Raw genomic sequence first — 25,453 nt, forward strand, 5'->3', positions numbered from 1 at the left:
GAGCCATCATGCTGACGTTTTTCATCAAACGCCCGCGCTTCGCGATGGTGATTGCGCTGGTGATAACCCTGCTGGGTGCCATCGCGCTGAAGATTATCCCGGTGGAGCAGTACCCGCAGATCACCCCACTGGTGGTGAATGTCTCCGCCAGCTGGCCCGGTGCCAGTTCGGCTGACGTGGCGGAAGCCATTGCCACGCCGCTGGAGACTCAGCTTAACGGCGTGGATCACATGCTCTATATGGAATCCACCAGTTCCGATGAAGGTGCCTACAGCCTGAACATCACATTTGCAGCAGGGACCGATCCGGATCTGGCCGCCATCGACGTGCAAAACCGCGTGGCGCAGGCTGTGGCGCAATTGCCCACCGAGGCGCAGCAAAACGGCGTGCAGGTGCGTAAACGCGCCACCAATCTGATGATGGGGGTAAGCCTTTACTCACCGGACAATACCCACACGCCGCTTTTCGTCAGTAACTACGCCAGCACGCAGGTACGTGAAGCGCTGGCGCGTTTGCCGGGCGTCGGGCAGGTGCAGATGTTTGGCGCGCGCGACTACAGCATGCGTATCTGGCTGCGTCCGGATCGCATGAACGCCCTGAACGTGACCACCGATGACGTGGCTCAGGCGTTACGCGAGCAGAACGTCCAGGGGGCGGCAGGCCAGGTCGGAACGCCGCCGGTGTTTAACGGCCAGCAGCAAACCCTGACGATTAACGGCCTGGGGCGTTTAAATCAGGCTGAGGACTTTGCAGACATCATTATCCGTGCGGGGGAGATGGGCCAGCTGGTGCGCCTGAAAGATGTCGCCACGATTGAACTGGGGTCGCGCAGCTACAGCTCCGGCGCCCAGCTGAACGGGCATGACTCGGCCTATCTTGGCATCTACCCTACGCCGTCCGCCAACGCCCTGCGCGTAGCCGATGCGGTTCGCGCGGAGCTGGCGCGACTTTCTGCACGCTTCCCGGACGATCTGACCTATGAAGTAAAATTCGATACCACCACCTTTGTCGCCGCGACCATCAAGGAGATTGGTGTCTCGCTGGCGCTGACCCTGCTCGCCGTCGTGGTGGTGGTTTCCTTATTTCTGCAGAGCTGGCGTGCGACGCTGATTGTGGCGCTCGCTATTCCAGTGTCGCTGGTCGGCACCTTTGCGGTGCTCTATACCCTCGGTTATTCGGCCAACACGCTCAGCCTGTTCGCCATTATTCTGGCACTCACCATGGTGGTGGATGACGCCATTGTGGTGGTGGAGAGCGTTGAAACGCTGATGGCGGAAGGGCAAAGCCGCACGGCGGCTACCGCACAGGCGCTGCGCCAGATTGCCGGGCCGGTGATTGCCACCACCCTGGTGCTGCTGGCGGTGTTTGTGCCGGTGGCGCTGCTGCCGGGGATCGTGGGGGAGTTGTATCGCCAGTTCGCGGTCACGCTCTCCACCGCCGTCACGCTCTCAAGCCTGGTGGCGCTGACCCTGACGCCAGCGCTCTGTGCACTGTTGCTGCGCCCGCGCCCGAAGAAGCCAGTCGCGGTTTACCGCGTTTTCAACCGCGGACTGGAAACCACGCGCACCGTTTATACCCGCATCGTTAACTGCATTAACCTCCGTCCGTGGCTGGTGCTGCTGGCAACGGCTGGCGCGGCGGGCGTGGTGGTGTTCAGCTTTATGTCGATGCCAAAGGGCTTCCTGCCGCAGGAAGATCAGGGCTACTTCTTCGCCAGCGTGCAACTGCCGGAAGCGGCGTCGCTGGAGCGTACCGAAGCGGTGATGACCACTGCGCGGGAGCTTATCGCCAGACACCCTGCGGTCGAGGATGTGATTCAGGTTTCCGGTTTTAACATTCTCAACGGTACCAGCGCGTCTAACGGCGGGTTTATCTCCATCATGCTGAAGACATGGAGTGAGCGTCCGCCGCTTGATGAGGTGATGGGAACGCTGCAGCGTCAGCTGCTGGCGCTGCCGGAAGCGACCATCATGACCTTCGCCCCGCCGACGTTGCCGGGGTTGGGCAACGCCTCCGGCTTCGACCTGCGTATTCAGGCCCAGGCGGGGCAAAGCCCGGCGGAGCTGGAACGCGTTACCCGCAACGTTCTGATAAAAGCTAACCAGCATCCGCAGCTTAACCGGGTGTTTACCACCTGGAGCAGCAACGTGCCGCAGCTGACGCTGACCGTTGATCGCGAGCGCGCTGCCCGCCTCGACGTGCCGGTCTCGCGCATCTTCAGCAGCCTGCAAACCGCCTTTGGCGGCACGCGGGCCGGGGATTTTAGCGTTAACAACCGCGTCTACCACGTGGTGGTACAGAACGAAATGCAGTGGCGCGAGCGTGCCGGGCAAATCAGCGAATTGTTCGTGCGCAGCAATAACGGTGAGCGGGTGCGTCTGAGTAATCTTGTCACGATTACCCCGACCGTTGGCGCACCGTTCCTGCAGCAGTACAACCAGTTCCCGTCGGTGTCAGTGAGCGGGTCGGCGGCAGACGGCGTGAGCAGCAGCACGGCGATGGCCGTGATGAGCGAGCTTCTGGCGGAAAACCTGCCTGCCGGGTACGACTATGCCTGGAGCGGGATGTCTTATCAGGAGCAGCAGACCGGAAATCAGGCCATCTGGATTGTCCTGGCCGCGGTGGTTATGGCGTGGTTGTTCCTTGTCGCGCAGTATGAGAGCTGGACGCTGCCCGCGAGCGTGATGCTCTCAGTCCTGTTCGCCATCGGGGGCGCGCTGGTGTGGCTGTGGATCGCGGGATACGCCAACGATGTGTATGTGCAGATTGGCCTGGTGCTGTTAATCGCGCTGGCGGCCAAGAACGCGATCCTGATCGTCGAGTTTGCCCGCGCACGGCGTCATGAGGGGATGGCGATTGTCGATGCGGCCCGTGAAGGCGCCTCCCGCCGCTTCCGGGCGGTGATGATGACGGCGGTGTCATTTATTATCGGTGTGCTGCCGATGATGCTGGCGTCCGGGGCAGGGGCGCAGAGCCGCCGCATCATTGGCACCACGGTGTTCAGCGGGATGCTGGTGGCCACCGTGGTCGGCATTCTGTTTATCCCGGCGCTGTTTGTGCTGTTCCAGCGCCTGCGTGAGTGGGGGCATCGCCTTACGGACTCGTCGCCCACAGCTCGCAATGTTTCTGAACCAGAGAAATAAGCGAACCGCCGTCTGCGATAAAATCGCGCATGCGCTGCGCCTCGCTCTTGCCCTGTTTTAACATCAGGGCTATTTCCTTAATCGCGCTCGTCGCGCCGAGCTTCTCGGCCGACGGCGCAACCTGCTCCAGCAGCCACCCAATATCTTCCGCCACGGTTTTGTGCTCGCCAGTCTGCACGTCCGTCAGAATGCCCTCTAATCCATAACGACACGCCTGAAAACGGTTAAAGCGGTACAGCAGAAAATCCTTTTCCTGATGCTTATAGGGCCGCGTGGTCAGCAGCCAGTGAGACGTCGCCTGAATCAACCCGGCGATGTTGATCGCGTGGCCGAGCGTCAGCGGTGTATCCATCACCCGCACCTCGACCGTGCCAAAATGCGGGCTGGGGCGAATATCCCAGTGCAAATCTTTAATGCTGTCGATCATGCTGGTGGCGCTCAGACGACGAAACAACCCTTCGAACTCCTGCCAGTTGTTCACCCACGGCATCTGTCCATTATCCGGAAATCCCGAGAAGATATTGAGTCGCGACGAGGCGAACTTCGTGTCCGTACCCTGCATATAGGGTGAGGACGCCGCCAGAGCAATAAAGTGGGGGACAAAGCGCGACAAACCATGCAGCAGATAAATAGCGTCGTCGCCGGTCCGACACCCGACATGCACGTGCTGGCCGAATACCGTCGCCTGCAAAATCAGATAGCCAAACCGTTCGAGCGTGACGTTATAGCGCTCGTCATCGCACACCTCCTGACGCTGCCACTTCTGGAAAGGGTGCGTCCCACCGCCGCAGATCTGAATATGCTGCTCCGCAGCGGCGCGCAGAATACTTTGCTGCATCACCGAGATTTGTGCGGCGGCCTGATCAATGTTCTGACACACGCCGGTGGCGATTTCGAGCATGCTCTCGGTGATATCGTGCTTCACCTCCCCGCCTTTGATGTCGTCTTTGACGGCAGCGATAAGGGCGGAGGAGTCCTGGCTCAGATCGTACCCCGGCGGGTTAACCACCTGCAGTTCAAGTTCAATACCAAGGGTATAAGGTTCAGAGGAATGGAAATCGGGTAATGGCATGGTGCACTCCGTTGTCGTAGATGAAATGAGTATAGACAACGGGTATGGCTCCCACTTCAGGCGGTGGTATAAAGGGACGTGTGGCGGCTATGCTGAACGCCACGGTACACTGATTAGGGCTTTAGCGACCAGGGGAGTTAACAATGTCTGACTATCCAACCATTGCGCTGATTGGACCCGGTGCAATCGGAACCACTATCGCTGCGGTGCTGCATGAGGCTGGCCGCACGCCGCAACTGTGCGGACGTACCGCACACCCGCAATTACGTTTGCGGCACGATGAGGGTGAAATCGTGGTACCCGGTCCGGTATTAACCGATCCGACGGTCATCGATCGTCCGTACGATCTGGTTTTTATCGCAGTGAAAACGACCCAGAACGCCGACAGCGCGGGATGGCTGAACGCGCTGTGCGATGAAAACACGGTGGTTTGCGCGTTGCAAAACGGCGTCGAGCAAAAGGCCCAGCTGGCACCGTGGGTCAATGGCGCGACGGTACTGCCGTCGGTGGTCTGGTTCCCGGCGCAGCGTGAGCCGGATGCCTCCGTCTGGCTGCGGGCCAGTCCGCGGTTGACGCTGCCGGATGTGCCGCAGGCAAAACGGGTGGCTGATGCGCTGAACGGCACGCGCTGCGCGGTAGACTTGTCGGCAGATTTTCTTACCGTCGCATGGCGCAAGCTGCTGCAAAATGCGGTTGCAGGCCTGATGGTGCTTGCGAATCGTCGTGCCGGGATGTTCTCCCGTGAGGATATCAGCGAGCTGGCGCTGGCGTATTTGCGCGAGGGGCTTGCCGTGGCCCGAGCAGAAGGCGCGGTGCTGCACGATGACGTTGCGCAGGAGATCCTGGCGAATTTCCAGCGCGCACCTGCCGATTTAGGCACGTCTATCCTCGCCGATCGTCAGGCCAACCGTCCCATGGAGTGGGATATCCGCAACGGCGTGATCCAGCGTTATGGTCGTGCTCACGGTATTCCCGTTCCGATTAGCGATGTGCTGGTTCCCCTGCTTGCTGCAGGCAGCGAAGGGCCGGGTTAACGGCCGCTGACTTTTCGTTCGGCAAAATAGTGCGCGGGCGTGGTGCCCATGGCTTTCCTGAACATGGTGATAAACGCATTCACGGATTCATACCCAAGCGTTGTCGCCACGTTCTGGACCGGGACACCGCTTGCCAGCTCCTGCAGGGCAATAATCAACTGCAGCTGCTGACGCCAGCGGCCAAAGCTCAGCCCGGTCTCGCGCGCCATCAAACGTGCAAAGGAGCGCTCGCTCAGCGCCAGCCGTTTCGCCCACGCTTTCAGGGTGCTTCTGTCGTCAGGATGGCTGACCAGCGCGTCGGCCATGGCGCGTATTTTGGGATGGGCTGAAACGGGCAGGCTCAGCTTCTGCTGCGGCATGCTGGCGAGCTCATCAAGCGTCACTCTGGTCAGCCGCGCGGCATGGCTCTCTGGCGGATAATCAACGCGTTCATGCGTCAAACGGTCAACCAGCGCTTTGATTAACGGGGAAATGGCCAGCGTGCAGCATTTCTCCGGCAGCGCGGCGGCACCGGGCTCAATAAACAGATAGTTGAGATGAGCATTCCAGGTCGCTTTGGCGCTGTGTGCGATCCCGCCAGGGATCCAGACGGCACAGTCTGGCGGCACGATCCAGATATCATTTTCCGCATGACAAATCACCGCGCCATACAAAGCAATAATCAGCTGCCCCTTACGGTGGGTGTGCACCGGCACTTCCGCGGCGTACTCCACGAAATCCAGATGTCGGGCTACGGCCGGGCATGCGGTGGCGTCAGGGTCGAAGAGCGTATTGGCAAGTTGAGGTTTCACGTTTCTGGCAACATTTAGGTATTTTTTGACAGAATAGAGTATTTAAGCGGGTTCGCAAGCCAGTAATAATTCTGGCATGAACACATTAAACGCTTTTCATTCTTATTTTTGGCGCACCATACGTGAGCGGTTTTCTCCCGTGCTGCGTAACGATGCCAGCGCGCTGCTCTATTCCGCGAGAAGTTTTGCAGCGGCGATGCTCGCTTACTCCATTGCGCTGTCGATAGGCCTCGAACGTCCATCATGGGCCATTATTACCGTCTATATCGTGTCGCAGACGTCGGTGGGGGCCTCGCTGAGCAGAAGTCTCTATCGTCTGGCCGGCACCGTTGTGGGGGCCTGCGCCACCGTTGCGATCGTACCTGTCTTCGTCAATATGCCGATCCTCTGCAGCGTGATGCTGTCGGGCTGGATCACGTTCTGCCTCTATTTATCTCTGCTGGAGCGCACCCCGCGGGCGTATGCCTTTGTGCTGGCCGGGTACACTGCGAGCCTGATTGGTTTTCCTGCGGTATCCGACCCCGGCGGGATTTTTAATATCGCTATTATCCGTGTGCAGGAGATTGTCATTGGGATCTTCTGCGCGGCGCTGATACATCGTTATGTGTTACCCGCGCGTATCTCCGGCCTGTTCAACAGTAAGTTATCGCAAACCCTGCACGCCGCGCGTGAGCGGGTGGCTGACACCCTCGCAGGCAAACCCGTCGCGGTTTCAGACCCGCTGCATCTGGCGCTGGCGCTGCAGTTTCTGCAGGGTATAAGCCACCATATTCCGTATGATTTTGCCCTGTCTGCTCCGGTGCGGCAGGGCAGAAAGGCTATCCATGACCGACTGGCGCGGCTGGTCATCGTCAACTGTGAATTACGCGATCGCTTACCGGCGACGGTGCCTGCCGGGTTGCAGGTATTGCTCGACGACGTTCAGGCCTGGCTGGGGGATGAAGATGCTGCACGCCATAGCACGGCAGATGCGTTAATAGCACGCAGTGAACAGCTCGCAGAGCGCTACGCTGCAGAGGCCCGGACGATGGACGACGCGCTACAGGCCAGTTTTGTCCGTTATCTGACGCAGGCCATTACGCTGTTGCAGCAGTGCGAACGTCTTTCTGATGCCATCCACCATGCGAAGCCCGCCCACGGACTGACGGCGGGCAGGGCAGTTAAAGGGTATGTTTTTCACCGCGATCCTCTTACTGCCGCCCGCACCGCGCTGGGCGCGTTCGCCATTATCCTGAGCGGCTGCCTGGTCTGGATCTTCTCCGCCTGGCCCGATGGCAGCACGGCGGTCTCTATCCTTGGGGTCTGCTGCACGCTGTTTGGCAGTTTCGACACCCCGGCTCCGCACATAGTGAAATACATTATTGGCTCGTTCTGGGGCGTCTTGATTAGCCTGCTGTACAGCTTTGCGCTGCTTCCGCAGGTGAGCGATTTCCCCGTGCTGGTGGCCGTGCTGGCGCCGGTATATCTGCTGGCCGGGTCGCTTCAGGCACGTCCTCCCACCACGTTTATGGCGATGGGGATCACCCTGACGCTGCCGGTGTTGTGCGAGCTGGGTGCCCACTACAGCGGAGATTTTGCCACGGCGGCCAATTCCGCCATTGCGCTGTTTGCCGCAACCGGCTTTGCTGTTATCAGCATGAGCCTGCTGCAAACCGTGCAGGCCGACGCGGCCATCGCACGTCTGCACACGCTGTGCCAGCGCGATATTCGTCGCAGCGTGAAGGGCAAGCTTCTGCTGGATGAGACGCACTGGTCCAATCTGATGATTGACCGCGCTGCCCTGTTACTGCCGCGCCTGCAGCGCAGCGGACGTGCCTCAGAGCAGGTGCTTAACCCGCTGCTGCGCGCGCTGCGCATCGGCCTTTCGGTGATGCATTTACGCCGCTGCGATATGCCCGCGAGCAGAGAGATCAGCGCGCGTCTGTATCACCTGAACGACACCGACGCCTTGCGTGAACACATCGCCGACCACATCCGCCTCTGTTTGCCTGCCGCAGATGCACAAACGCGCCAGTTTGTCGGCCATCTGGTGGATTTACATTGCGCATTACGGAGGGCAGACGATGGTCAATGATCTGAATATCGGGGGCGTTTTTATCCCGGGACTGCTTGTCACCGCGCTCGCGGCGCTGGCCTGCACGCTGGCACTCATCGCGCTTTTATCGCTCAGCAGGCTCTACCGTCATTTGCCTTTTCGCCCGCTGCTGGACGTTTCAACTTATCTGGTCACCTTTTTCCTGCTGATGCAGGGCCTGACCGCGCTGGGGTTATTTAGATGAAATCATTACTTTCTCTGGTCGGTCGCTATGCGCTGACGTTATGTGCCGTCGCGGCGGCCACACTTCTGGCTTTTATGATGTGGAAACATTATGCGCAAACGCCCTGGACCCGCGACGGCCGTGTACGGGCGGATGTGGTACAGATTGCGCCGGACGTATCCGGGCCGGTAGTCCGCGTGGCCGTCCGGGATAACCAGTGGGTTAACCGGGGCGATGTGCTCTACGCTATCGACCCGCACTGGCTCACGCTGGCGGTGGCCAGCGCGCAGGCTGAGGTGGAATCCAGACGGTATGAGATGGTGATGCGACAGGATGCCGCCAGACGACGCGCTCAGATTAAAGCCGCGATATCCAGCGAGGATTTACAGCAAACGGGCAGCGCCGCGAACGTCGCGGTGGCGAATTATCATGGTGCGCTGGCCGCGCTGGAGCTGGCCGAGCTTAATTTGTCCCACGCCACCGTACGGGCTCCCGTCTCGGGTTATATCACCCATCTGCGGCTTCGCCCGGGGGACTATGCCACCGCGGGGGAGACTAAGGTCGCCATCGTCGATGCGCACAGTTTCTGGGTGGTGGGGTATTTCGAGGAGACCAAACTTCGCCATATTCGCGTTGGGGACACGGCGCATATCGTGTTGATGGGCTATGAACCGGTGATTGCCGGGCATGTTGAGAGCATCGGCCATGGGATCGGTGATAACAACGATGAGACGGGCGGGCTTGGGCTTCCCGACATCGAGCCGACGTTTAGCTGGGTGCGGCTGGCGCAGCGCGTCCCGGTGCGCATACATATTGATGCATTGCCGAAGGGGATTGAGCTGGTAGCCGGGTTGTCGGCGAGCGTGGAGGTGGTGCGTTGAGGGCGACGGGAGTCCCTGTTTATATTGCGGCATAACGGCGATACCAGGGCAAATATCCTGCACCCTGACGCTTATTGGATATACTTCATGTGGCAGGTTGTGCTGTTTCTGGATTTTTCAGCCAGAGCGGAGACACCGCATCGTACATCCTGCAACGGGAACCAATGAAAATGTTCACCATGAAACAGTTATGGAGGTGTGGAAGATGGGATTATTAAGTTTTGTGAAAGAAGCGGGCGAGAAAATCTGGGATGCCGTATCCGGCGGTAGCAAGGAAGATCAGGCCGACAAGCTGAAAAAACATATTGATAGTCTTAACCTGCCTGGTGCCGAAAAGGTCAACATTAATGTCGCGGACGACGGTACGGCGACGGTGACCGGCGACGTGGGCTCCCAGGAAGATAAAGAAAAAATTCTGGTGGCGGTAGGTAACGTCACCGGGATTGGTCAGGTCAATGATAGCGTGACCGTCACCCAAAGCGGGGTGGAAAGCCGCTATTACACGGTGAAATCCGGCGATACCCTGAGCGCCATCTCAAAAGCGATGTATGGCTCTGCCAATGAGTATCAGCGTATTTTTGAAGCCAATAAACCGATGCTGACGCATCCCGACAAAATCTACCCGGGTCAGGTACTGATTATCCCGGCTAAGTAAGCCGTCAATCAGGACGTGTTAGCGATGTTTGTAGGGAGTCTGTGATGGGATTATTAGATCAAATCGGCAGCCTGGCTGGCGGGCAGGGCGGTAAGACGGAGCAACTCCAGGCGATCATGACCTGGATTGAGCAGCAGGGCGGCATTCAGGGGATCCTCGAAAAATTCCGCAATGGCGGCCTGGGCGGCGTTGTCGAGTCGTGGCTTAGCCAGCAGAGTAATCAGTCGGTCAACAGCGAACAGATCACATCGGTGTTTGGATCGCCTGCGCTGCAGGATCTCGGCGCAAAACTGGGCGTGGATTCTCAAACCGCGTCGACGCTGATTGCTGAATACCTGCCTAAAATCGTCGACGGTCTTTCACCGCAGGGCGAAGCCCCGGCCCAGGGCGACCTGATGTCTGCGGGACTTAATCTGCTCAAAGGTAAGTTCCTGAGTTAGTGCAATCCGCAGCGTCATGACGCCGTGTACATACCAGGCCTGTATTCAGGCCTGGTATGTAGTATCAGGCTTAATGGGAAGAGACAAATATCGACGCCTGCTGCACAGGCGGAACGGCGAAATTACGCTGCATGCGTTTTATTTCCTCTGCGGGTGGCAAACCAAACAGCCGTTTGAATTCACGATTAAACTGCGACGGACTTTCATAACCGACGGCGTAGCTCGCGGCGGCGGCGGTAATATGCTGACGCACCATCAACATCCTTGCCTGGTGCAGGCGCACCGATTTCACATACTGCATCGGCGGCATACCGGTTATCGCTTTGAAATGGGTGTGAAACGTCGGCACACTCATTCCGGCCTCCATCGCCAGTTGATTAAGCGTTAACGGCTCAGCGTAGGCGGCATGGATGTGCTGCAGCACTTTGCCAATTTTGCCGAACTGCCCCTGTAAGGCCAGCGCGGCGCGCATGGCCTTGCCCTGGGGCCCCGTCAATACGCGAAAATAGAGCTCTCGCACCCGCGCCGGGCCGAGGATCGCCGCCTCAAGCGGATTGTTCAGTACTTCAAGCAGGCGCAGCACGGCCGTTTTTACCGCGTCGTCCATCGGGCTCGACATCATGCTTTGTGGCGCAGCGGGAGGATGTGGGGCGTGATGCTGCTCAATCTGCAACATCAGTTCAGCGGCAAGCTGAAAATCCAGATGCAGATATATCGCCAGTAAGGGGTGTTCTGCCGACGCGTCGGTTTCCATCACAAACGGCACCGGAACTGACACGGCCAGATAGTGCTGTTCATCATACAGATAGGTCTGCTGACCGAAAAAACCGCGTTTGCTGCCCTGGCAGACAATCACAATCCCCGGATCGTAAAGCACGGGCGTTCGCGCAAGCGGGCGGTCGGCACGCAAAATTCGCACATCAGGCAACGCCGTCAGGTTGTACCCCTCCTGCACCGCCAGTGCTTTTACTAAGGTAATCATACCGGACATCACTGCACCTCATAAAATCAGGCAATAAAAAGAGAAAATACGGCCTAAAAATACGGCAGGGCGGAGAATACCATGCAACCTTCACTGTTCATGGGAGTTATTTATGGCATCTGCAAAAACAATCTTAATCACCGGCGTCAGCAGCGGCTTTGGTCGTGCCCTGGCGGAGGAAGCCCTCGCCGCAGGCCATCGGGTCGTGGGGACCGTGCGCACCCCCGAAGCAAAGCAGGCATTCGAGGCACTCGATACGCAGCGGGCATTCGGCTGCCTGCTTGATGTCACGGATTATGCGCAAATTGATGAAGTGGTTACGCAGAGTGTATCTACCGTCGGCCCGATTGATGTCCTTGTGAACAATGCCGGTTACGGTCACGAAGGCATACTGGAAGAGTCCTCGCTCGCAGACATGCGCCGCCAGTTTGAGGTGAATGTGTTTGGCGCCGTCGCGATGATCAAAGCCGTGCTGCCGGGCATGCGCCAGCGTCGTCACGGCCATATTCTTAATATCACCTCGATGGGCGGTTTCATCACTCTGCCCGGCATCAGCTATTACTGTGGCAGTAAATTTGCGCTCGAAGGCATATCAGATACGCTGAGCAAAGAGCTTGCTCCATTCAACATACATGTCACTGCGGTGGCTCCGGGCTCGTTTCGCACCGACTGGGCAGGACGCTCGATGGTACGCAGCGCGCGCAGCATCCCGGACTATGACGCGTTATTCGATCCTGTCCGCCAGGCTCGTCAGGAAAAAAGTGGTCAGCAACTCGGCGACCCCGTAAAAGCGGCGCGCGCCATGCTGGCTATCATTGAGAGCCAGAACCCGCCGACGCATTTATTGCTTGGCAGTGATGCTTTGAGTTTAGTGCGGGAAAAGCTCGCGCGTTTAGGTGAGGAAATCGATCACTGGGAAGCGTTAACACGTTCAACGGACGGCTGAGCGGTGAACACGGGAACATGATTACAGGCCGGTTTGCCACCGGCCTGTACGGGTCGCGGCGAAAGCCGCGACACTAGGTTGATTGCTGGCGTTCAGGGCAGACGGTACTGCGACGCCATGCCCCGGGGGCCTGGCCATACTGACGCTTAAAGCTGCGGTTGAAGGACTGCTGGGAGTCAAAGCCCAGCGCGATCGCCACGTTCAGGATCGGTTCATCGCTGTGGGTTAAGCGCTCGACCGACTTTTGCAGCTTTTGTGCACGAATATACTCGGCCAGCGGATACCCGGTATGTTCCTTGAAGATCCGCTGGAGATGCCATTTCGAGTAGCCAGCGCGCCTGGAAACAGTGTTAATGTCCAGGCGGCTTTCAAGGTTGTTGTCGATCCAGTCGAGTAGATCATGAATAAATGCGTCAGTGTTCATGGTTTCCCCCACGCCGCGTTTTAAAAAGCATTTTTGTCTGTTGCATTTAAAGATGACTCGCTCTGACATTAAATGCAAGTTTTATTGTTGCATTTAAATCCTTGCCGAAAACACGCCTTTTGTCCCTGAGCCAAATAGCACATAAAGTGTATTAATTATTCTTGCACTAAATCTGACGCCTTCCTACAATCGCCGCGATAGTGTATTCGCAACTGTTACAGTTTTGTGGCGATGAACGACACAAATAGTCTCAAGCCAGTCCGGACAAAGGAAGTGGCGCCGCGTCTCCCGCAGCGTCTTGCCCGGCGGCCACCATTACCGGAATAAAAATAATGAGCCTGCAAAAACCCTGGGTTAACGTTCATCTGACGGCGCTGGGAGCGATGTTCCTCTCCATGCTGCTTGTCGGATGCGATGACGGCGTGGCACAAAATGCCGTCCCACAAGCGCCCGCTGTGAGCGCCGCTGACGTGGTAGTGAAATCCATCAGTCAGTGGGATAGCTTTAACGGCCGGATTGAAGCGGTGGAAAGCGTTCAGCTGCGCCCCCGCGTCTCCGGCTACATTGATAAAGTGAATTACACCGACGGCCAGGAAGTGAAAAAGGGCGAGGTGCTGTTCACTATCGATGACAGAACCTATCGCGCTGCGCTGGAACAGGCGCAGGCCACCTTAACGAGAGCCAAAACGCAGGCCAGCCTGGCGCGCAGTGAGGCTAACCGTACCGATAAACTCGTTAATACCAACGTCGTCTCCCGTGAAGAGTGGGAGCAGCGCCGTTCGGCCGCCGCCCAGGCGCAGGCCGACATTCGCGCCGCGCAGGCTGCTGTTGACGCGGCACAACTTAACCTCGATTTCACCAAAGTGACCGCGCCTATTGATGGACGCGCCAGCCGCGCGCTGATCACCAGCGGTAATCTGGTCACTGCGGGTGACAGTGCCAGCGTCCTCACCACACTGGTCTCCCTGAAAACGGTTTACGTCTACTTTGACGTGGATGAAGCAACCTACCTTCACTATCAAAATCTTGCCCGCAGCGGGCAGGGCGCGTCCAGTAATCACCTGGCACTCCCGGTTGAGATTGGTCTGGTGGGGGAGGAGGGTTATCCCCATCAGGGCAAGGTGGATTTTCTTGATAATCAGTTAACGCCGAGCACCGGCACCATCCGTATGCGCGCGCTGCTGGATAATGCGCAGCGTCAGTTCACGCCAGGACTGTTTGCCCGCGTACGCCTGCCGGGCAGCGCTGAATTCAAAGCCACGCTTGTCGACGATAAAGCGGTGCTGACCGATCAGGATCGCAAATACGTTTATATCGTTGATAAAGAAGGTAAAGCGCAGCGCCGCGATATCACGCCGGGACGTCTGGCCGCCGGTTTACGTATCGTGCAGCAGGGGCTGAACCCTGGCGATAAAGTCATCGTCGACGGTTTACAAAAAGTGTTTATGCCGGGTATGCCGGTTAACGCGAAAACCGTTCCGATGACCGCCAGCGCCGCGCTTAACTGATCCCTTACCCGAGAATCCGACATATGGACTTTTCCCGCTTTTTTATCGACAGGCCGATTTTCGCCGCAGTACTGTCGATTCTGATTTTCATCACAGGATTAATCGCTATCCCGCTGTTGCCGGTGAGCGAATATCCTGACGTCGTACCGCCAAGCGTGCAGGTGCGCGCGGAGTATCCGGGTGCCAACCCGAAAGTGATTGCAGAAACCGTGGCGACGCCGCTGGAAGAAGCCATCAACGGCGTTGAAAACATGATGTACATGAAATCCGTTGCAGGCTCTGACGGCGTACTGGTAACCACCGTGACGTTCCGCCCGGGTACCGACCCGGATCAGGCGCAGGTTCAGGTGCAAAACCGCGTGTCACAGGCCGAGGCGCGTCTGCCAGAAGATGTACGACGTCTGGGTATTACCACCCAGAAACAATCACCGACGCTGACGCTGGTGGTGCATCTGTTTTCGCCGGGCGGCAAGTACGATTCACTGTACATGCGTAACTACGCCACGCTTAAAGTGAAGGACGAACTGGCGCGTCTGCCGGGCGTGGGCCAGATTCAGATTTTTGGCTCTGGCGAATACGCGATGCGCATCTGGCTGGATCCCGACAAGGTGGCAGCCCGCGGGTTGACGGCCTCGGATGTCGTGACGGCGATGCAGGAGCAAAACGTTCAGGTTTCCGCCGGGCAGCTTGGCGCCGAGCCGCTGCCGAAAGAGAGCGATTTCCTGATCTCCATTAACGCCCAGGGGCGTCTGCACACGGAAGAAGAGTTTGGCAATATTATTCTGAAAACGGCGCAAGACGGCTCGCTGGTACGCCTGCGCGACGTGGCGCGTATTGAAATGGGCTCTGGCAGCTATGCGCTGCGTTCCCAGCTCAACAACAAAGACGCGGTCGGGATTGGTATCTTCCAGTCCCCGGGTGCGAACGCCATCGATTTGTCTAACGCCGTGCGCGCGAAAATGAACGAACTGGCCACGCGTTTCCCGGAAGATATGAAATGGGCAGCACCGTACGACCCGACGGTTTTCGTTCGCGATTCCATTCGCGCGGTTGTGCAGACCCTGCTGGAAGCGGTGGTGCTGGTAGTACTGGTGGTGATCCTGTTCCTGCAGACCTGGCGCGCGTCGATTATTCCGCTGATCGCGGTGCCGGTATCGGTTGTGGGGACGTTCAGCATTCTCTACCTGCTTGGCTTCTCACTGAATACCCTGAGTTTGTTCGGGCTGGTGCTGGCTATCGGTATCGTCGTGGATGACGCCATCGTTGTGGTGGAAAACGTCGAGCGAAATATCGAAGAGGGGCTTTCTCCGCTTCAGGCGGCGCATCAGGCGATGCGTGAAGTTTCGGGGCCGATTATCGCGATTGCGCTGGTGCTGTGCGCGGTGTTTGTACCGATGGCGTTCCTCTCCGGGGTAACCGGCCAGTTCTACAAACAGTTTGCGGTGACTATCGCGATTTCGACGGTGATTTCCGCCATCAACTCGCTGACGCTCTCGCCGGCACTGGCAGCGCTGCTGTTAAAACCGCACGGTGCCCCGAAAGACTTCCCGACCCGGCTTATCGATCGTCTGTTCGGTTGGCTGTTCCGTCCGTTTAACCGCTTTTTCCACCGTAGCTCAAACGGTTATCAGGGGCTGGTGGGGAAAACGCTCGGACGTCGTGGCGCGGTGTTTGTTGTTTATGTGCTGCTGCTGTGCGCGGCTGGCGTCATGTTTAAAGCGGTCCCCGGCGGGTTTATACCTACCCAGGATAAGCTGTATTTAATTGGCGGCGTGAAAATGCCAGAAGGTTCTTCACTGGCCCGCACCGATGCGGTGATACGCAAAATGAGCGAAATCGGGATGAATACCGAAGGCGTGGATTATGCGGTCGCTTTTCCTGGGCTTAACGCGCTGCAGTTCACCAACACGCCGAATACCGGGACGGTCTTCTTTGGTCTGAAACCGTTCGATCAGCGTAAACACACGGCCGCGGAAATTAACGCTGAGATCAATGCCAAAATCGCTCAAATTCAGCAGGGCTTTGGTTTCTCCATTTTGCCACCGCCGATTTTAGGGCTGGGGCAGGGGTCGGGTTATTCGCTGTACATCCAGGATCGCGGCGGTCTGGGCTATGGTGCGCTGCAAAACGCGGTGAACACCATGTCCGGTGCGATTATGCAGACGCCGGGGATGCATTTCCCGATCTCAACCTACCAGGCTAACGTTCCGCAGCTGGATGTGCAGGTTGATCGAGATAAGGCGAAAGCGCAGGGCGTGTCGCTGACCGATCTGTTCGGTACGCTGCAAACCTATCTGGGATCGTCTTATGTGAACGATTTTAACCAGTTCGGGCGTACCTGGCGCGTGATGGCGCAGGCCGACGGGCCGTTCCGCGACAGCGTGGAAGACATTGCGAATTTGCGCACCCGTAATAATCAGGGCGAAATGGTGCCGATCGGCAGTATGGTGAATATCAGCACCACCTACGGGCCGGATCCGGTGATCCGTTATAACGGTTATCCGGCGGCGGATCTGATTGGCGATGCCGATCCGCGCATTCTCTCTTCGGCACAGGCGATGACGCAACTGGACGGAATGTCTAAGCAGATCCTGCCGAACGGGATGAATATTGAATGGACGGACCTGAGCTTCCAGCAGGCCACTCAGGGCAACACGGCGCTGATCGTCTTCCCGGTCGCGGTGCTGCTGGCTTTCCTGGTGCTGGCCGCACTGTATGAAAGCTGGACCCTGCCGCTGGCGGTGATCCTGATCGTTCCGATGACGATGCTGTCCGCGCTGTTTGGCGTCTGGCTGACCGGGGGCGATAACAACGTCTTCGTGCAGGTGGGGCTGGTGGTACTCATGGGGCTGGCATGTAAAAACGCGATTCTTATCGTTGAGTTTGCGCGCGAGCTGGAGCTTCAGGGGAAAGGGATTATGGAAGCGGCGCTGGAAGCGTGCCGCCTGCGTTTACGCCCGATTGTGATGACCTCCATCGCCTTTATTGCCGGGACGATTCCGCTGATCCTCGGTCACGGCGCAGGCGCAGAAGTGCGCGGTGTCACCGGGATCACGGTGTTCTCCGGGATGCTGGGCGTGACGCTGTTTGGTCTGTTCCTGACGCCGGTGTTTTACGTGACGCTGCGTAAATTCGTTACGCGCGGCAAACCGGTCAACGACGTTTTACCTGCCTAGGTTTTTACAGGGCACAAAAAAACCGCCTTCTCGTTAAGGCGGTTTTTTTTCGTATCAGGAAGGGCATGGCTACGCTTTTTTATGCAGGCCTTCAATTTCAGGCACCGGATCGCACCCGCTGGTATCGGCTTTTTTGACCTTTTCCAGCGCGCTGGCCACGGTATGTTGAGCCAGAACCTCTAACGAAGCCTGCTCCGCTTCATCGGCGATAGATTTAAAGTACCAGCACGCGTTGGCGCTGACGACGCAGCGAGCCGGTACGCCAGGACGCGACGCCCACAGCTTTTTATCTTCTATGACAGAAACATAGATATCACGCAGGGTGATCTTATCCGCCGGACGACCAAGATGAATAGAACCGTTACGGCCAAGGGTTGAGACGATAATGCCGTCACGCGTAAGCGGAACCATTAACTTGCGGATAAAACTCGGATTTGCTTCCAGTCCGTAGGCCAGAATCGCACTCGTCGAACGTTCACCCGATTGCTCCGCCATCGCTACGCTGAGAACCATCTGCAAAGCTGTCGGGAAGCGGTAATCTAACATTTCATTGTCCTGGGTTGCGGTGAATCTTGTTCTTTTTGGCACCGCAGAGGTGAATAATCAATAAGTAACAATATAACAAATACGGCAATTTTTTTGAAGCAGATAACGCCTGACCTGGCCCGTAAAAAAGCGTTTACGCTTCGCGTCGAATGGCAACAAAAGACCCATCCATACGCTTTACCGATTGTATAAGCATCGTCTATTTCATCATGGCGACTGATAAAAATATTATGAAAAAATGCTGATCGAATCGCCGCTGGTTTTTTGAGCACATAAAGGGAATGACATTATCCTCGCCAGAAGAAACAGGAGTCAGACCTATCCTGTCATTCATACATTAAAAAGCGGGAACGGGTCTGGTTTCTGTTTGAGTTGCCCGGCAATCTCGTTGAGTTTCAAGAGTGCTTGCTTTAACTGGCTGAACTCCGTTCCGCCAATACATAACCTGACGCCGTACTGATCCGACTGTTGACCCACTTCAGTCGAGGCCGGTGCTGTCACTTTGATGCCTGTCGCCAGCGCTGCATTGTAGAACGAGTGCGCGTCATCGCGTGAAAACGGTAACCAGAGATGAAAGCTGGGCAGCCCCGAGCGATAAACGTGCTCCCCTAAAATGTCGATAGCGAGTTGGTAACGACGCCGGGTTTCGTGTTCAATTGCGAGGGTGACGGTTTCTGCTGTGCCATCAATCAGCCATTGCTCCATGATGGAGCTGCTTAGCGGAGAGACCATCATCGCTGTTGCCCTCAGCATGGATTCTGCTCGTGAATACAGCGCCTCCGGTACCAGCAGCCCGCCAATCCGCAATGCTGGATTAAGGATCTTAGATAAGCTATTCACATATAAGGTGATATCGGGGGCTATTTTGGCAATCTGTGGCAATTCTGTCGTGCTCATCAGCCGATAAACATCATCCTCAATAATCTTTATGCCCCTTTCCCGACAAACCCGAACCAGTTCCTGGCGGCGGGCCAGGCTCATAATGCGTGTGGACGGACTTTGTAAGAGCGGCGTGACATAGACAGCACCGCCTTTTTCCGCATTTTCATCGAGGATCTTTTCCAGAACAGAGACATCCATGCCTTCGTCATCCATCGGGATCCCCACTAATGTGAGCTTCAGTAAATGCGACAGCTGAATCAGCCCTGAATAGGTTTGAGCCTCAACGTACAGTCGGCCAAAAGGTTCACAGACCGTAGACAACGCTACAGAGAGCGCATGCTGAGCACCGTTCGTTAAGATGAGATGCTGGTAATCGGCCGGGACACCCAGACGACTGAACCACTGCGCAAGAAGCCGCCGGTGTTCATCATGGCCCGTTGCCGGGGCGTAAGTGTTAAACATATCCATGTCAGGACGCCGGGCGAGGGTGGTGAGTGTCTTACTCAGTGACCGGGAGGTCAGTGCTGCTGGCGGGGTGTTTTGCGACAGGTCGATAAAGGTTCGGCTTCTGGAATTGGCCAGCGCGACAAACATTCCGCTGCCCTTAACGCTTCGAACCAGACCCCGTCTCTCCAGGATCCCATAGGCTTTCGTTACAGTACCCACCGCGATACCGAGCGTATCTGCCAGTTCACGATGCGCCGGAAGGCGCGCGCCGAGCCTCAGCAGGCCTGAAAGAATATCGTCTGACAACGCCTGCACCAGCCGATCGGTAGGGGATGAATTGCCTTCTGCAAGATGGGGTTGCCACGGAGAACGTTCGCGCATGAGATTACCATAAGTGTAATGTGACACTATTTATATTTACTGATAGTGTCACATCTTTTATTCTGGCGCCAGTATTTGAAATAGACGAAATGAGCGAAACGCATGAGTGAACAACGTGTGGATGTCAGTTCTGCCAGACCATTACTGGATAAGAGTGAAACGAAGAAAAAAGAAATCCTTCGTGGCCTGAAAGATGGGTTACCCGTATTACTGGGCGTGATCCCGTTTGCGCTGGTGTTGGGTGCGCAGGCAAGCCATAAGGGGCTCACGCCTCTCGACGTTCCCTTGATGACAGGATTAAATTTTGCCGGCGGGTCTGAATTTGCCGCCATACAAATCTGGACGTCGCCGCCACCTTTTTTACTTATTATGGCCGTAACATTACTGGTAAACAGTCGTCATATTTTAATGGGGGCGACGCTGGTTCCCTTACTTTCTCGTTTTCCAAAACGAAAAGTCTTACCTGCGCTTTTTTTTATGACGGATGAGAGTTGGGCACTCAGTTATAATGACGCGCATTCCAGAAATAACAAAACGGCGCCGCTGTTCAGCATGCCATATTATATGGCGGTCTCTTTATCTTTCTATACGATGTGGGTTTTCTGTACCGCACTCGGTGCGTTAATTGGCCCGGTGCTGGGCGATGTTCACCAGTATGGTTTTGATATGGCCTTTCCGGCGGTCTTTCTTGTGCTGGTCAGGGGAATGTGGAATGGCATTCGTAAAGCCGTGCCCTGGATAATCAGTCTGGTTGTCTCCGTGGCGGTATGTCACTTTATTGCCGGCCTGTGGTACGTCATTGCTGGCCCTTTAGCAGGATTAGCCGTTGCCGCATTTTTAGGGGGAGAGGATGCCTGATTATCAGACCTTCATCGCCATCGTATTAATGGCACTCACCACGTATGCAACGCGTGTGACCGCTTATCTTATATTACGAAACCGGGTGCTTACGCCCAGGGCGATGACGGTACTTAAATCGTCTCCCGGTTGTGTCATGCTGGCTTTCATTGCGCCTTTTTTTGCCTCCGGAAATCCCGCAGATCTGATCGCGTTAGGGTTAACGTTGGTTGTTGCAATGCGCTTTTCAATGCCGGTGACGGTGATCTGCGGCGTGATGTTTGCCTTTATACTTCGCTATTATTTAGGGTAAGTTTCCAGACCTGCCGCGCAACCAGAAACAGAACCGACTTCCCACGTTTCATTCCCCGCCGCTGTGCGCGACGTGGTAATGTTGGCATCGAACAGGTTCTGCGTTGAGGATCCCGCTATGACCACGTTTTATCAACTGACAGCCACCCGTCTGGATGGAGAGCCTGTCGCTATGCTCGACTTCGCTGGCAAGGTGGTGCTGGTCGTGAATACCGCCAGCCAATGTGGCTTCACGCCACAATACGGCGGCCTTGAGGCGCTTTATAAGAAATACGCCGCCCAGGGGCTGGTGGTGCTTGGGTTCCCCTGCAACCAGTTCGGTAAACAGGAGCCCGGCGATGCCGACGACATCGCCAGGACCTGTCACATTCATTACGGTGTGAGCTTCCCGATATTTGAGAAAATCGAGGTCAACGGAGCCGCAGCGCATCCGGTGTTTCGCTATCTGAAAAACGAATTGCCCGGCGTGCTGGGGGGACGAATCAAGTGGAACTTCACCAAGTTCCTGATCGGACGCGACGGTAAACCGCTCAAGCGTTTTGCGCCGATCACCACCCCCGAGAAAATGGAAGCCGCAATCCTTACTGCGCTTGAACGCTAAGTATTGTGGTCATGATGGCCTGAACTTTGAAGAGTATTCATTGCAGGGGGCGTTTATCGCGCATCGCAGACGCCATGACCGCATCTAAAATAGCACTCACGGAAAGATGTCACTCCCTCTCCTCATGCTATATCTCCATAAACATACCCATTAATGAAAGGACGTATGGAGATGCTGAGAGGCAAAAGAGCGGTTATTACGGGTGGGGGCAGGGGATTTGGTCAGGCGCTGTGCGTATGGCTGGCGCGGGAAGGCGTTGAGGTAGAATTTTGCGCGCGGCGGGCTGATGATATTCAACAAACCTGCAGTCTTATCACTGCTGAAGGCGGTATGGCAAAAGGGTATATCTGTGATTTAACCCGGCCTGAATCCGTTTCTGCGTTTTCTTCACTGCTATTAACTTCAGACAAGCCCATAGATATTTTAATTCTCAATGCTGCCCAATGGTTGTCAGGAACGTTAGACGACCAGCCTGATACCGACATTATTAATACCGTCAGTTCCGGCCTGACAGCGTTGATTCTTCTGACGCAGGCTCTGTTGCCTGGGTTAAGACGTTCAGACAGTGCTGATATCGTCTCAATTATCTCTTCCTGCGGGATCCCGAATTTCACGGATTCAATTGCGCACCCCGCTTTTTTCGCCAGCAAACATGGGCTCAGCGGATTTACAACAAAACTCGCACAGCAATTGTCCGAAGAAAATATACGGGTTACCGGACTGTACCCTCCTGATTTCGAACTTACAGGGTTAAATTCGAGTGTCGATAGCCAATGCAGAATGGGAGAGCGGCTCTTGAACGGGCGATCGGTCTGGGAAGCGATTCGTTTTGTGTTGGTTCAACCGCGTAGTTGCCATATAAGTAGCCTCTACTTTCAAGGTCCAACCCGCGAAGACCTGAGTGATAGGGTCTAAATCGGGTGATGTTAAACAGAACAGTCTTCGCACGGAGCAGCATGTTGATACCAAATGAAACAGGCTGCTCTGTGCCCTAAGTGGATGCGTTGAGTCAATATGGGGGTTATGGCAAATCAGGGATTACGACAATTCAGGGATACCGACAGGATACCCGGAAGATGACATTAAAGCGGTGAAATTGCCTCAACAACATGCTGGAAAACGTAAGGGTCAGAAAGTAGCTTAAATTCTTCATCATCCGGGTAAGTGACCGCCACATGATAGTTTTCTCCAGCAAATGCCTTCACTGACTGCAGATCCTGCCAGTAAGTTGCCAGAAAGAAATGCTCCCAACTTCCCTGCGTTTCTCTGCGAACGAACGCGCCTTTGTTCCCCGATATGCTCCTGGAATGCTCTACCCCTGTTTTTTCAAGGTGTTTTGCAAAACCTTCCGCATGTTCAAGCGGAACACATCCATGCCAGGTCCTTACAATCATTAGTGTTCTCTCTTTAGGGATGGTGAGGGTATAACCATATCATCAGAAAGCACCTCATGGTGTGATTAACGAAGAACGCTATCTCGCACTTCGATTTATCGGACATTCTTCACCTTGCTTCAGACTGAATCTCATGACCACGATAAATTTAGGTCACTTCCGTTTTTCGCTCACAGTTGCATCCAGCCGCTGTGTACCGCTAGCGGCAAACATTAGTGCTCTGAGGAGGGAAGCGCTGCAGCGCTCTTTGTTGAGATAGCTCCCTCACTTCGGTTTTCCTTACGCTATGATAAATCATTATATTTTGCTCAAGGGCCATACATGAACATCTCCATCTGCAGACCAGACGAATATGATGATTTGGCTGATATTTTTATCGAAATGGAAACCTACTATAACCAGACGCTTTGCCTGTCCAGGCGTGATATGTCCGTGTATCTGAGGGATAAGATCTTTGCAGCCGACTCCGGTACCGAAGTTCACAAAGTGGTTTGTGATGGAGTTATCGCTGCGTTCTCATGTGTATCAGTAATGTACCCCTCTCCGCGATTTAGTGGGCAAATGTTTATCAAAGAGCTTTTTGTCTCTGCACCTTTCAGAAGGGCTGGAATTGGGAGAGAACTGATGAGTTTTATAGCCAGCCGTGCTAAAGAACGCGGGTGCTTTCAGCTCGACTGGTTATCTGTGACAGCAGACCCACTGGCGCAGACGTTTTATGAGTCTCTCGGTGCTCAGATTATCAGGAGCGTTAACTATCATCGGACTTCAGGCCCATCAATAGATAAGCTTGCCCGTCGTGCCAACTGAAGCATTCAGGCAAAGATACTCCCCGTTGAAAACCATATCATTATGGAAGGTCCGCTTCTCATTCATAGCGGACCTTCTGCTCCGTTAGTTTGGCCGCTTTATGCCAGCAGCGGACGTAGGCTGAATTGAAAGTAGCCATGATGTGTTTTCATTATGACCGGTTACGTTAGAATAGCCTCGTTGAAAACGATAGAGCTGGAGTAAAAATGTTTGCTGATTTTGGTATCGTGAATTTCTGGACGTATCTACTTGGTGCGACACTGATAGTCCTTGCCCCCGGCCCTGAGACCATGTTCGTGATTAAAACAAGCATTACGAGCGGCATCAAACGAGGCTTTGCTGCAATATTTTCCATTCTCATGAGTGACGTACTTCTGGTTCTGCTGGCATGGTGTGGGCTGGCCGCGGTTATAAGCTCAACTCCTGCCTTGTTTAACGCCATCAAATACGCAGGTGCTGCCTATCTTTTCTATCTCGGTGTCCAGACGATACGCGCTATCTTTAAGCCAGCTCTCGAAACGAGTCAGGAAAATAAATCTTCAGCTGATGCTAAGGAGATCATCGGGCGCGGAATGCTGGTTACTCTACTGAATCCAAAGACGCTGCTGTTCTATATCTCTTTCTTCGCCCAGTTCATCAATGTTCAGGCTGAACACTCCTGGATGGCGTTTATCATTCTTGCTGCAGTAATGTTCGCAATTACTCTCGTTTATTTCGGTTTCCTCGTTTTCTGCGGCTCTTATCTGCTCAGCCGTCTGAAAGGCAACCGTAGGTTATCAACCATTGGAAACGCGCTGGTAGGTATGTTCTTCATTGGATTTGCAGCGCGACTCGCAAGCGCAACTTCCTGACAAGACAGCTAAACCGCCTCACGGCGGTTTTTTTTTACGTTCTTACGCTGGATGGGACGGCCGCTCTTCGCTCACAGCGGACTTTATGCTCGGTGAGTTCGCCCGCTCTGTGCCAGGAGCGGACCTCCGTTACTATTCTGAAGAGGAAGCACAGAAATATTTAGGTCTGTTGTGTAATAATTACGATATATAATAAAAACTTCTCTATTTCAGAATCCAAGAGTATGGGCATACGCAAGGATGCAATTATGAAATCCAAGAGTGCGTTAGTTTTAGAAGAACTCAGATCCAAATTACGTACTGCATCTGTGGCACAAGTCGGTGGTTTCCGCCCTACAGCAGACCCAATTACATCCTGGTTTTTAAAAGGAGTCGCTCTTCCAGGTGAAGGGTTGCCAGTTTGGAAGGGGCAGCCGATGTTTCCGCTTCTCCAGATTCGCGTAGATGAGCTTCCCGTGATTCCTGAACAACTGAAGGGGATCGCGCTCTTAGTGCTTTATCATAATATGGAAAGCCATCCATTTGATAAACCTCATGGCGAGGGGTGGCTAATACGAGAATACGCCACCCTTGATGGGCTTGAGTTATTGCCTGCAATTAACACTCCATATCGAGCATTTCCGGTTCGGTGGGTGAGTGTCAATGATGATGCTCCAGGATGGGAGGACGCTTGGGATATTATTGACTTGTCTCACGTAAACGATGATGAGGATGCAAGTGATAGATTCTATGATGGTTTTAACCGGTACAGGGGAACCAAGGTTGGAGGATATCCAATGGAGATACAACATGGTGTGGGGATTCAAGATTTTGTCTTTCAAGTGGGGTCAGAAGAAAAAGTAAACTGGATGTGGGCGGACAATGGTATCGGCTACTTTCACAAATCCCCAGAGGGGCTTTGGACGTTTTCATGTCAGTTTTACTAGAAACTCAACGTCCTCTCATCGCTCAAAGCGGACTTTCCGTTCCCACCTGCCTTTTGCCTTGAACTCCTTCCTGCCGTATTTCCCTCAGCCTTCCATACGATTAGACAGCCCGGATCCGACATTGGTATTTTTCGGATCTTAGAAGCAGAAGAGAGGTTA

Annotated in this window: 24 protein-coding genes; 17 read left to right on the forward strand and 7 right to left on the reverse strand. The window is 55.3% G+C overall.

Annotated features, from left to right (window positions below):
* Positions 1 to 8: 8 nt before the first annotated feature.
* The gene (locus tag AB6731_RS09745; protein ID WP_371006283.1) at positions 9 to 3,143 is read left to right on the forward strand and encodes an efflux RND transporter permease subunit; all 3,135 of its coding nucleotides are present in this window, start codon (positions 9 to 11) and stop codon (positions 3,141 to 3,143) included.
* On the opposite strand, the gene AB6731_RS09750 is transcribed toward AB6731_RS09745, so the two are convergent.
* On the reverse strand, positions 3,094 to 4,215 hold the full coding sequence (locus AB6731_RS09750) for a YbdK family carboxylate-amine ligase (protein WP_040016833.1): 1,122 nt from the start codon (positions 4,213 to 4,215) through the stop codon (positions 3,094 to 3,096). The two genes, AB6731_RS09745 and AB6731_RS09750, sit on opposite strands and share 50 nt — an antisense overlap.
* Positions 4,216 to 4,358: 143 nt before the next feature.
* Between AB6731_RS09750 and AB6731_RS09755 the strand changes: the two genes are divergently transcribed.
* Complete coding sequence (locus AB6731_RS09755; protein WP_032677591.1) at positions 4,359 to 5,249, forward strand: oxidoreductase; 891 nt, start codon at positions 4,359 to 4,361, stop codon at positions 5,247 to 5,249.
* On the opposite strand, the gene AB6731_RS09760 is transcribed toward AB6731_RS09755, so the two are convergent.
* Positions 5,246 to 6,040 (reverse strand): helix-turn-helix domain-containing protein, encoded by a 795-nt coding sequence (locus AB6731_RS09760; RefSeq protein WP_025204769.1) that lies wholly within the window; start codon positions 6,038 to 6,040, stop codon positions 5,246 to 5,248. The genes AB6731_RS09755 and AB6731_RS09760 overlap by 4 nt on opposite strands.
* Before the next feature lie 76 nt (positions 6,041 to 6,116).
* Between AB6731_RS09760 and AB6731_RS09765 the strand changes: the two genes are divergently transcribed.
* The 5 genes from AB6731_RS09765 to AB6731_RS09785 all read left to right on the forward strand — a co-directional run bounded on the left by AB6731_RS09765 (position 6,117) and on the right by AB6731_RS09785 (position 10,274).
* Positions 6,117 to 8,114: an FUSC family protein gene (locus tag AB6731_RS09765; RefSeq protein ID WP_371006284.1), complete on the forward strand. Its 1,998-nt coding sequence runs from the start codon at positions 6,117 to 6,119 to the stop codon at positions 8,112 to 8,114.
* Positions 8,104 to 8,319, forward strand: a complete 216-nt coding sequence (locus AB6731_RS09770) for a DUF1656 domain-containing protein (protein ID WP_025204767.1) — start codon at positions 8,104 to 8,106, stop codon at positions 8,317 to 8,319. The genes AB6731_RS09765 and AB6731_RS09770 overlap by 11 nt, the downstream gene beginning before the upstream one ends.
* Positions 8,316 to 9,179, forward strand: a complete 864-nt coding sequence (locus AB6731_RS09775; protein WP_181240096.1) for an HlyD family secretion protein — start codon at positions 8,316 to 8,318, stop codon at positions 9,177 to 9,179. The genes AB6731_RS09770 and AB6731_RS09775 overlap by 4 nt, the downstream gene beginning before the upstream one ends.
* Positions 9,180 to 9,384: 205 nt before the next feature.
* Positions 9,385 to 9,834: a peptidoglycan-binding protein LysM gene (gene lysM, locus AB6731_RS09780; protein WP_020885103.1), complete on the forward strand. Its 450-nt coding sequence runs from the start codon at positions 9,385 to 9,387 to the stop codon at positions 9,832 to 9,834.
* 44 nt (positions 9,835 to 9,878) lie between these two features.
* Positions 9,879 to 10,274, forward strand: coding sequence for a YidB family protein (locus AB6731_RS09785; protein ID WP_020885102.1), 396 nt, complete (start codon positions 9,879 to 9,881; stop codon positions 10,272 to 10,274).
* A gap of 70 nt (positions 10,275 to 10,344) precedes the next feature.
* Here the strand turns inward: AB6731_RS09785 and AB6731_RS09790 are convergent, their stop codons facing one another.
* Positions 10,345 to 11,265 (reverse strand): AraC family transcriptional regulator N-terminal domain-containing protein, encoded by a 921-nt coding sequence (locus tag AB6731_RS09790; RefSeq protein ID WP_371006285.1) that lies wholly within the window; start codon positions 11,263 to 11,265, stop codon positions 10,345 to 10,347.
* 103 nt (positions 11,266 to 11,368) lie between these two features.
* Here AB6731_RS09790 and AB6731_RS09795 point away from each other — a divergent pair, with 103 nt between their 5' ends.
* A complete protein-coding gene (locus tag AB6731_RS09795) occupies positions 11,369 to 12,202 on the forward strand; it encodes an oxidoreductase (protein ID WP_371006287.1) in 834 nt (277 codons plus the stop codon).
* A 73-nt stretch (positions 12,203 to 12,275) separates the two neighbouring features.
* Here the strand turns inward: AB6731_RS09795 and AB6731_RS09800 are convergent, their stop codons facing one another.
* Positions 12,276 to 12,626, reverse strand: coding sequence for a helix-turn-helix domain-containing protein (locus AB6731_RS09800; RefSeq protein ID WP_032670748.1), 351 nt, complete (start codon positions 12,624 to 12,626; stop codon positions 12,276 to 12,278).
* Between the two features lie 332 nt (positions 12,627 to 12,958).
* Here AB6731_RS09800 and AB6731_RS09805 point away from each other — a divergent pair, with 332 nt between their 5' ends.
* Positions 12,959 to 14,134: an efflux RND transporter periplasmic adaptor subunit gene (locus AB6731_RS09805; protein WP_014168988.1), complete on the forward strand. Its 1,176-nt coding sequence runs from the start codon at positions 12,959 to 12,961 to the stop codon at positions 14,132 to 14,134.
* Between the two features lie 23 nt (positions 14,135 to 14,157).
* Positions 14,158 to 17,310: a multidrug efflux RND transporter permease subunit OqxB gene (oqxB, locus tag AB6731_RS09810; RefSeq protein ID WP_020885098.1), complete on the forward strand. Its 3,153-nt coding sequence runs from the start codon at positions 14,158 to 14,160 to the stop codon at positions 17,308 to 17,310.
* A 69-nt stretch (positions 17,311 to 17,379) separates the two neighbouring features.
* Here the strand turns inward: oqxB and AB6731_RS09815 are convergent, their stop codons facing one another.
* A complete protein-coding gene (locus AB6731_RS09815; protein ID WP_371006288.1) occupies positions 17,380 to 17,856 on the reverse strand; it encodes an Rrf2 family transcriptional regulator in 477 nt (158 codons plus the stop codon).
* 330 nt (positions 17,857 to 18,186) lie between these two features.
* Positions 18,187 to 19,566: a PLP-dependent aminotransferase family protein gene (locus AB6731_RS09820; RefSeq protein WP_020885096.1), complete on the reverse strand. Its 1,380-nt coding sequence runs from the start codon at positions 19,564 to 19,566 to the stop codon at positions 18,187 to 18,189.
* 102 nt (positions 19,567 to 19,668) lie between these two features.
* On the opposite strand from AB6731_RS09820, the gene AB6731_RS09825 reads away from it, so the two are divergent.
* From AB6731_RS09825 to AB6731_RS09840, 4 genes are all read left to right on the forward strand, one after another.
* A complete protein-coding gene (locus tag AB6731_RS09825) occupies positions 19,669 to 20,424 on the forward strand; it encodes an AzlC family ABC transporter permease (protein WP_032677597.1) in 756 nt (251 codons plus the stop codon).
* The gene (locus tag AB6731_RS09830) at positions 20,417 to 20,716 is read left to right on the forward strand and encodes an AzlD family protein (RefSeq protein ID WP_032677598.1); all 300 of its coding nucleotides are present in this window, start codon (positions 20,417 to 20,419) and stop codon (positions 20,714 to 20,716) included. The genes AB6731_RS09825 and AB6731_RS09830 overlap by 8 nt, the downstream gene beginning before the upstream one ends.
* Positions 20,717 to 20,833: 117 nt before the next feature.
* On the forward strand, positions 20,834 to 21,316 hold the full coding sequence (locus AB6731_RS09835) for a glutathione peroxidase (RefSeq protein WP_020885093.1): 483 nt from the start codon (positions 20,834 to 20,836) through the stop codon (positions 21,314 to 21,316).
* Positions 21,317 to 21,487: 171 nt separating this feature from the next.
* Positions 21,488 to 22,231 carry an SDR family oxidoreductase gene (locus tag AB6731_RS09840; RefSeq protein WP_371006289.1) on the forward strand — a complete coding sequence of 248 codons (744 nt, stop codon included), beginning with the start codon at positions 21,488 to 21,490 and terminating at the stop codon, positions 22,229 to 22,231.
* Positions 22,232 to 22,398: 167 nt separating this feature from the next.
* Here the strand turns inward: AB6731_RS09840 and AB6731_RS09845 are convergent, their stop codons facing one another.
* Entirely contained in the window at positions 22,399 to 22,710 is a 312-nt protein-coding gene (locus tag AB6731_RS09845) for a hypothetical protein (protein ID WP_025204747.1), read from the reverse strand.
* Positions 22,711 to 23,031: 321 nt separating this feature from the next.
* Here AB6731_RS09845 and AB6731_RS09850 point away from each other — a divergent pair, with 321 nt between their 5' ends.
* The 3 genes from AB6731_RS09850 to AB6731_RS09860 all read left to right on the forward strand — a co-directional run bounded on the left by AB6731_RS09850 (position 23,032) and on the right by AB6731_RS09860 (position 25,294).
* Positions 23,032 to 23,517: a GNAT family N-acetyltransferase gene (locus AB6731_RS09850; protein WP_371006290.1), complete on the forward strand. Its 486-nt coding sequence runs from the start codon at positions 23,032 to 23,034 to the stop codon at positions 23,515 to 23,517.
* Between the two features lie 206 nt (positions 23,518 to 23,723).
* Positions 23,724 to 24,368: a leucine efflux protein LeuE gene (gene leuE / locus AB6731_RS09855; RefSeq protein WP_014168997.1), complete on the forward strand. Its 645-nt coding sequence runs from the start codon at positions 23,724 to 23,726 to the stop codon at positions 24,366 to 24,368.
* A gap of 248 nt (positions 24,369 to 24,616) precedes the next feature.
* The gene (locus AB6731_RS09860; RefSeq protein ID WP_113656485.1) at positions 24,617 to 25,294 is read left to right on the forward strand and encodes a DUF1963 domain-containing protein; all 678 of its coding nucleotides are present in this window, start codon (positions 24,617 to 24,619) and stop codon (positions 25,292 to 25,294) included.
* The last annotated feature ends 159 nt before the right edge of the window (positions 25,295 to 25,453 follow it).

The organism is Enterobacter sp. RCC_40 (assembly GCF_041360735.1).
Lineage (GTDB): Bacteria > Pseudomonadota > Gammaproteobacteria > Enterobacterales > Enterobacteriaceae > Enterobacter > Enterobacter ludwigii.

Excerpts from the sequence above, each read along its gene's own strand:
- AB6731_RS09835 (WP_020885093.1), top strand. The coding sequence starts at position 20,834 with ATGACCACGTTTTATCAACTGACAGCCACCCGTCTGGATGGAGAGCCT.
- oqxB (WP_020885098.1), top strand. The coding sequence starts at position 14,158 with ATGGACTTTTCCCGCTTTTTTATCGACAGGCCGATTTTCGCCGCAGTA.
- AB6731_RS09785 (WP_020885102.1), top strand. The coding sequence starts at position 9,879 with ATGGGATTATTAGATCAAATCGGCAGCCTGGCTGGCGGGCAGGGCGGT.
- AB6731_RS09745 (WP_371006283.1), top strand. The coding sequence starts at position 9 with ATGCTGACGTTTTTCATCAAACGCCCGCGCTTCGCGATGGTGATTGCG.
- AB6731_RS09845 (WP_025204747.1), bottom strand. The coding sequence starts at position 22,710 with ATGATTGTAAGGACCTGGCATGGATGTGTTCCGCTTGAACATGCGGAA.
- AB6731_RS09770 (WP_025204767.1), top strand. The coding sequence starts at position 8,104 with ATGGTCAATGATCTGAATATCGGGGGCGTTTTTATCCCGGGACTGCTT.
- lysM (WP_020885103.1), top strand. The coding sequence starts at position 9,385 with ATGGGATTATTAAGTTTTGTGAAAGAAGCGGGCGAGAAAATCTGGGAT.
- AB6731_RS09825 (WP_032677597.1), top strand. The coding sequence starts at position 19,669 with ATGAGTGAACAACGTGTGGATGTCAGTTCTGCCAGACCATTACTGGAT.
- AB6731_RS09860 (WP_113656485.1), top strand. The coding sequence starts at position 24,617 with ATGAAATCCAAGAGTGCGTTAGTTTTAGAAGAACTCAGATCCAAATTA.
- AB6731_RS09830 (WP_032677598.1), top strand. The coding sequence starts at position 20,417 with ATGCCTGATTATCAGACCTTCATCGCCATCGTATTAATGGCACTCACC.
- AB6731_RS09800 (WP_032670748.1), bottom strand. The coding sequence starts at position 12,626 with ATGAACACTGACGCATTTATTCATGATCTACTCGACTGGATCGACAAC.
- AB6731_RS09820 (WP_020885096.1), bottom strand. The coding sequence starts at position 19,566 with ATGCGCGAACGTTCTCCGTGGCAACCCCATCTTGCAGAAGGCAATTCA.
- AB6731_RS09840 (WP_371006289.1), top strand. The coding sequence starts at position 21,488 with ATGCTGAGAGGCAAAAGAGCGGTTATTACGGGTGGGGGCAGGGGATTT.
- AB6731_RS09765 (WP_371006284.1), top strand. The coding sequence starts at position 6,117 with ATGAACACATTAAACGCTTTTCATTCTTATTTTTGGCGCACCATACGT.
- AB6731_RS09790 (WP_371006285.1), bottom strand. The coding sequence starts at position 11,265 with ATGTCCGGTATGATTACCTTAGTAAAAGCACTGGCGGTGCAGGAGGGG.
- AB6731_RS09850 (WP_371006290.1), top strand. The coding sequence starts at position 23,032 with ATGAACATCTCCATCTGCAGACCAGACGAATATGATGATTTGGCTGAT.
- AB6731_RS09815 (WP_371006288.1), bottom strand. The coding sequence starts at position 17,856 with ATGTTAGATTACCGCTTCCCGACAGCTTTGCAGATGGTTCTCAGCGTA.
- AB6731_RS09805 (WP_014168988.1), top strand. The coding sequence starts at position 12,959 with ATGAGCCTGCAAAAACCCTGGGTTAACGTTCATCTGACGGCGCTGGGA.
- AB6731_RS09750 (WP_040016833.1), bottom strand. The coding sequence starts at position 4,215 with ATGCCATTACCCGATTTCCATTCCTCTGAACCTTATACCCTTGGTATT.
- AB6731_RS09755 (WP_032677591.1), top strand. The coding sequence starts at position 4,359 with ATGTCTGACTATCCAACCATTGCGCTGATTGGACCCGGTGCAATCGGA.
- AB6731_RS09795 (WP_371006287.1), top strand. The coding sequence starts at position 11,369 with ATGGCATCTGCAAAAACAATCTTAATCACCGGCGTCAGCAGCGGCTTT.
- leuE (WP_014168997.1), top strand. The coding sequence starts at position 23,724 with ATGTTTGCTGATTTTGGTATCGTGAATTTCTGGACGTATCTACTTGGT.
- AB6731_RS09775 (WP_181240096.1), top strand. The coding sequence starts at position 8,316 with ATGAAATCATTACTTTCTCTGGTCGGTCGCTATGCGCTGACGTTATGT.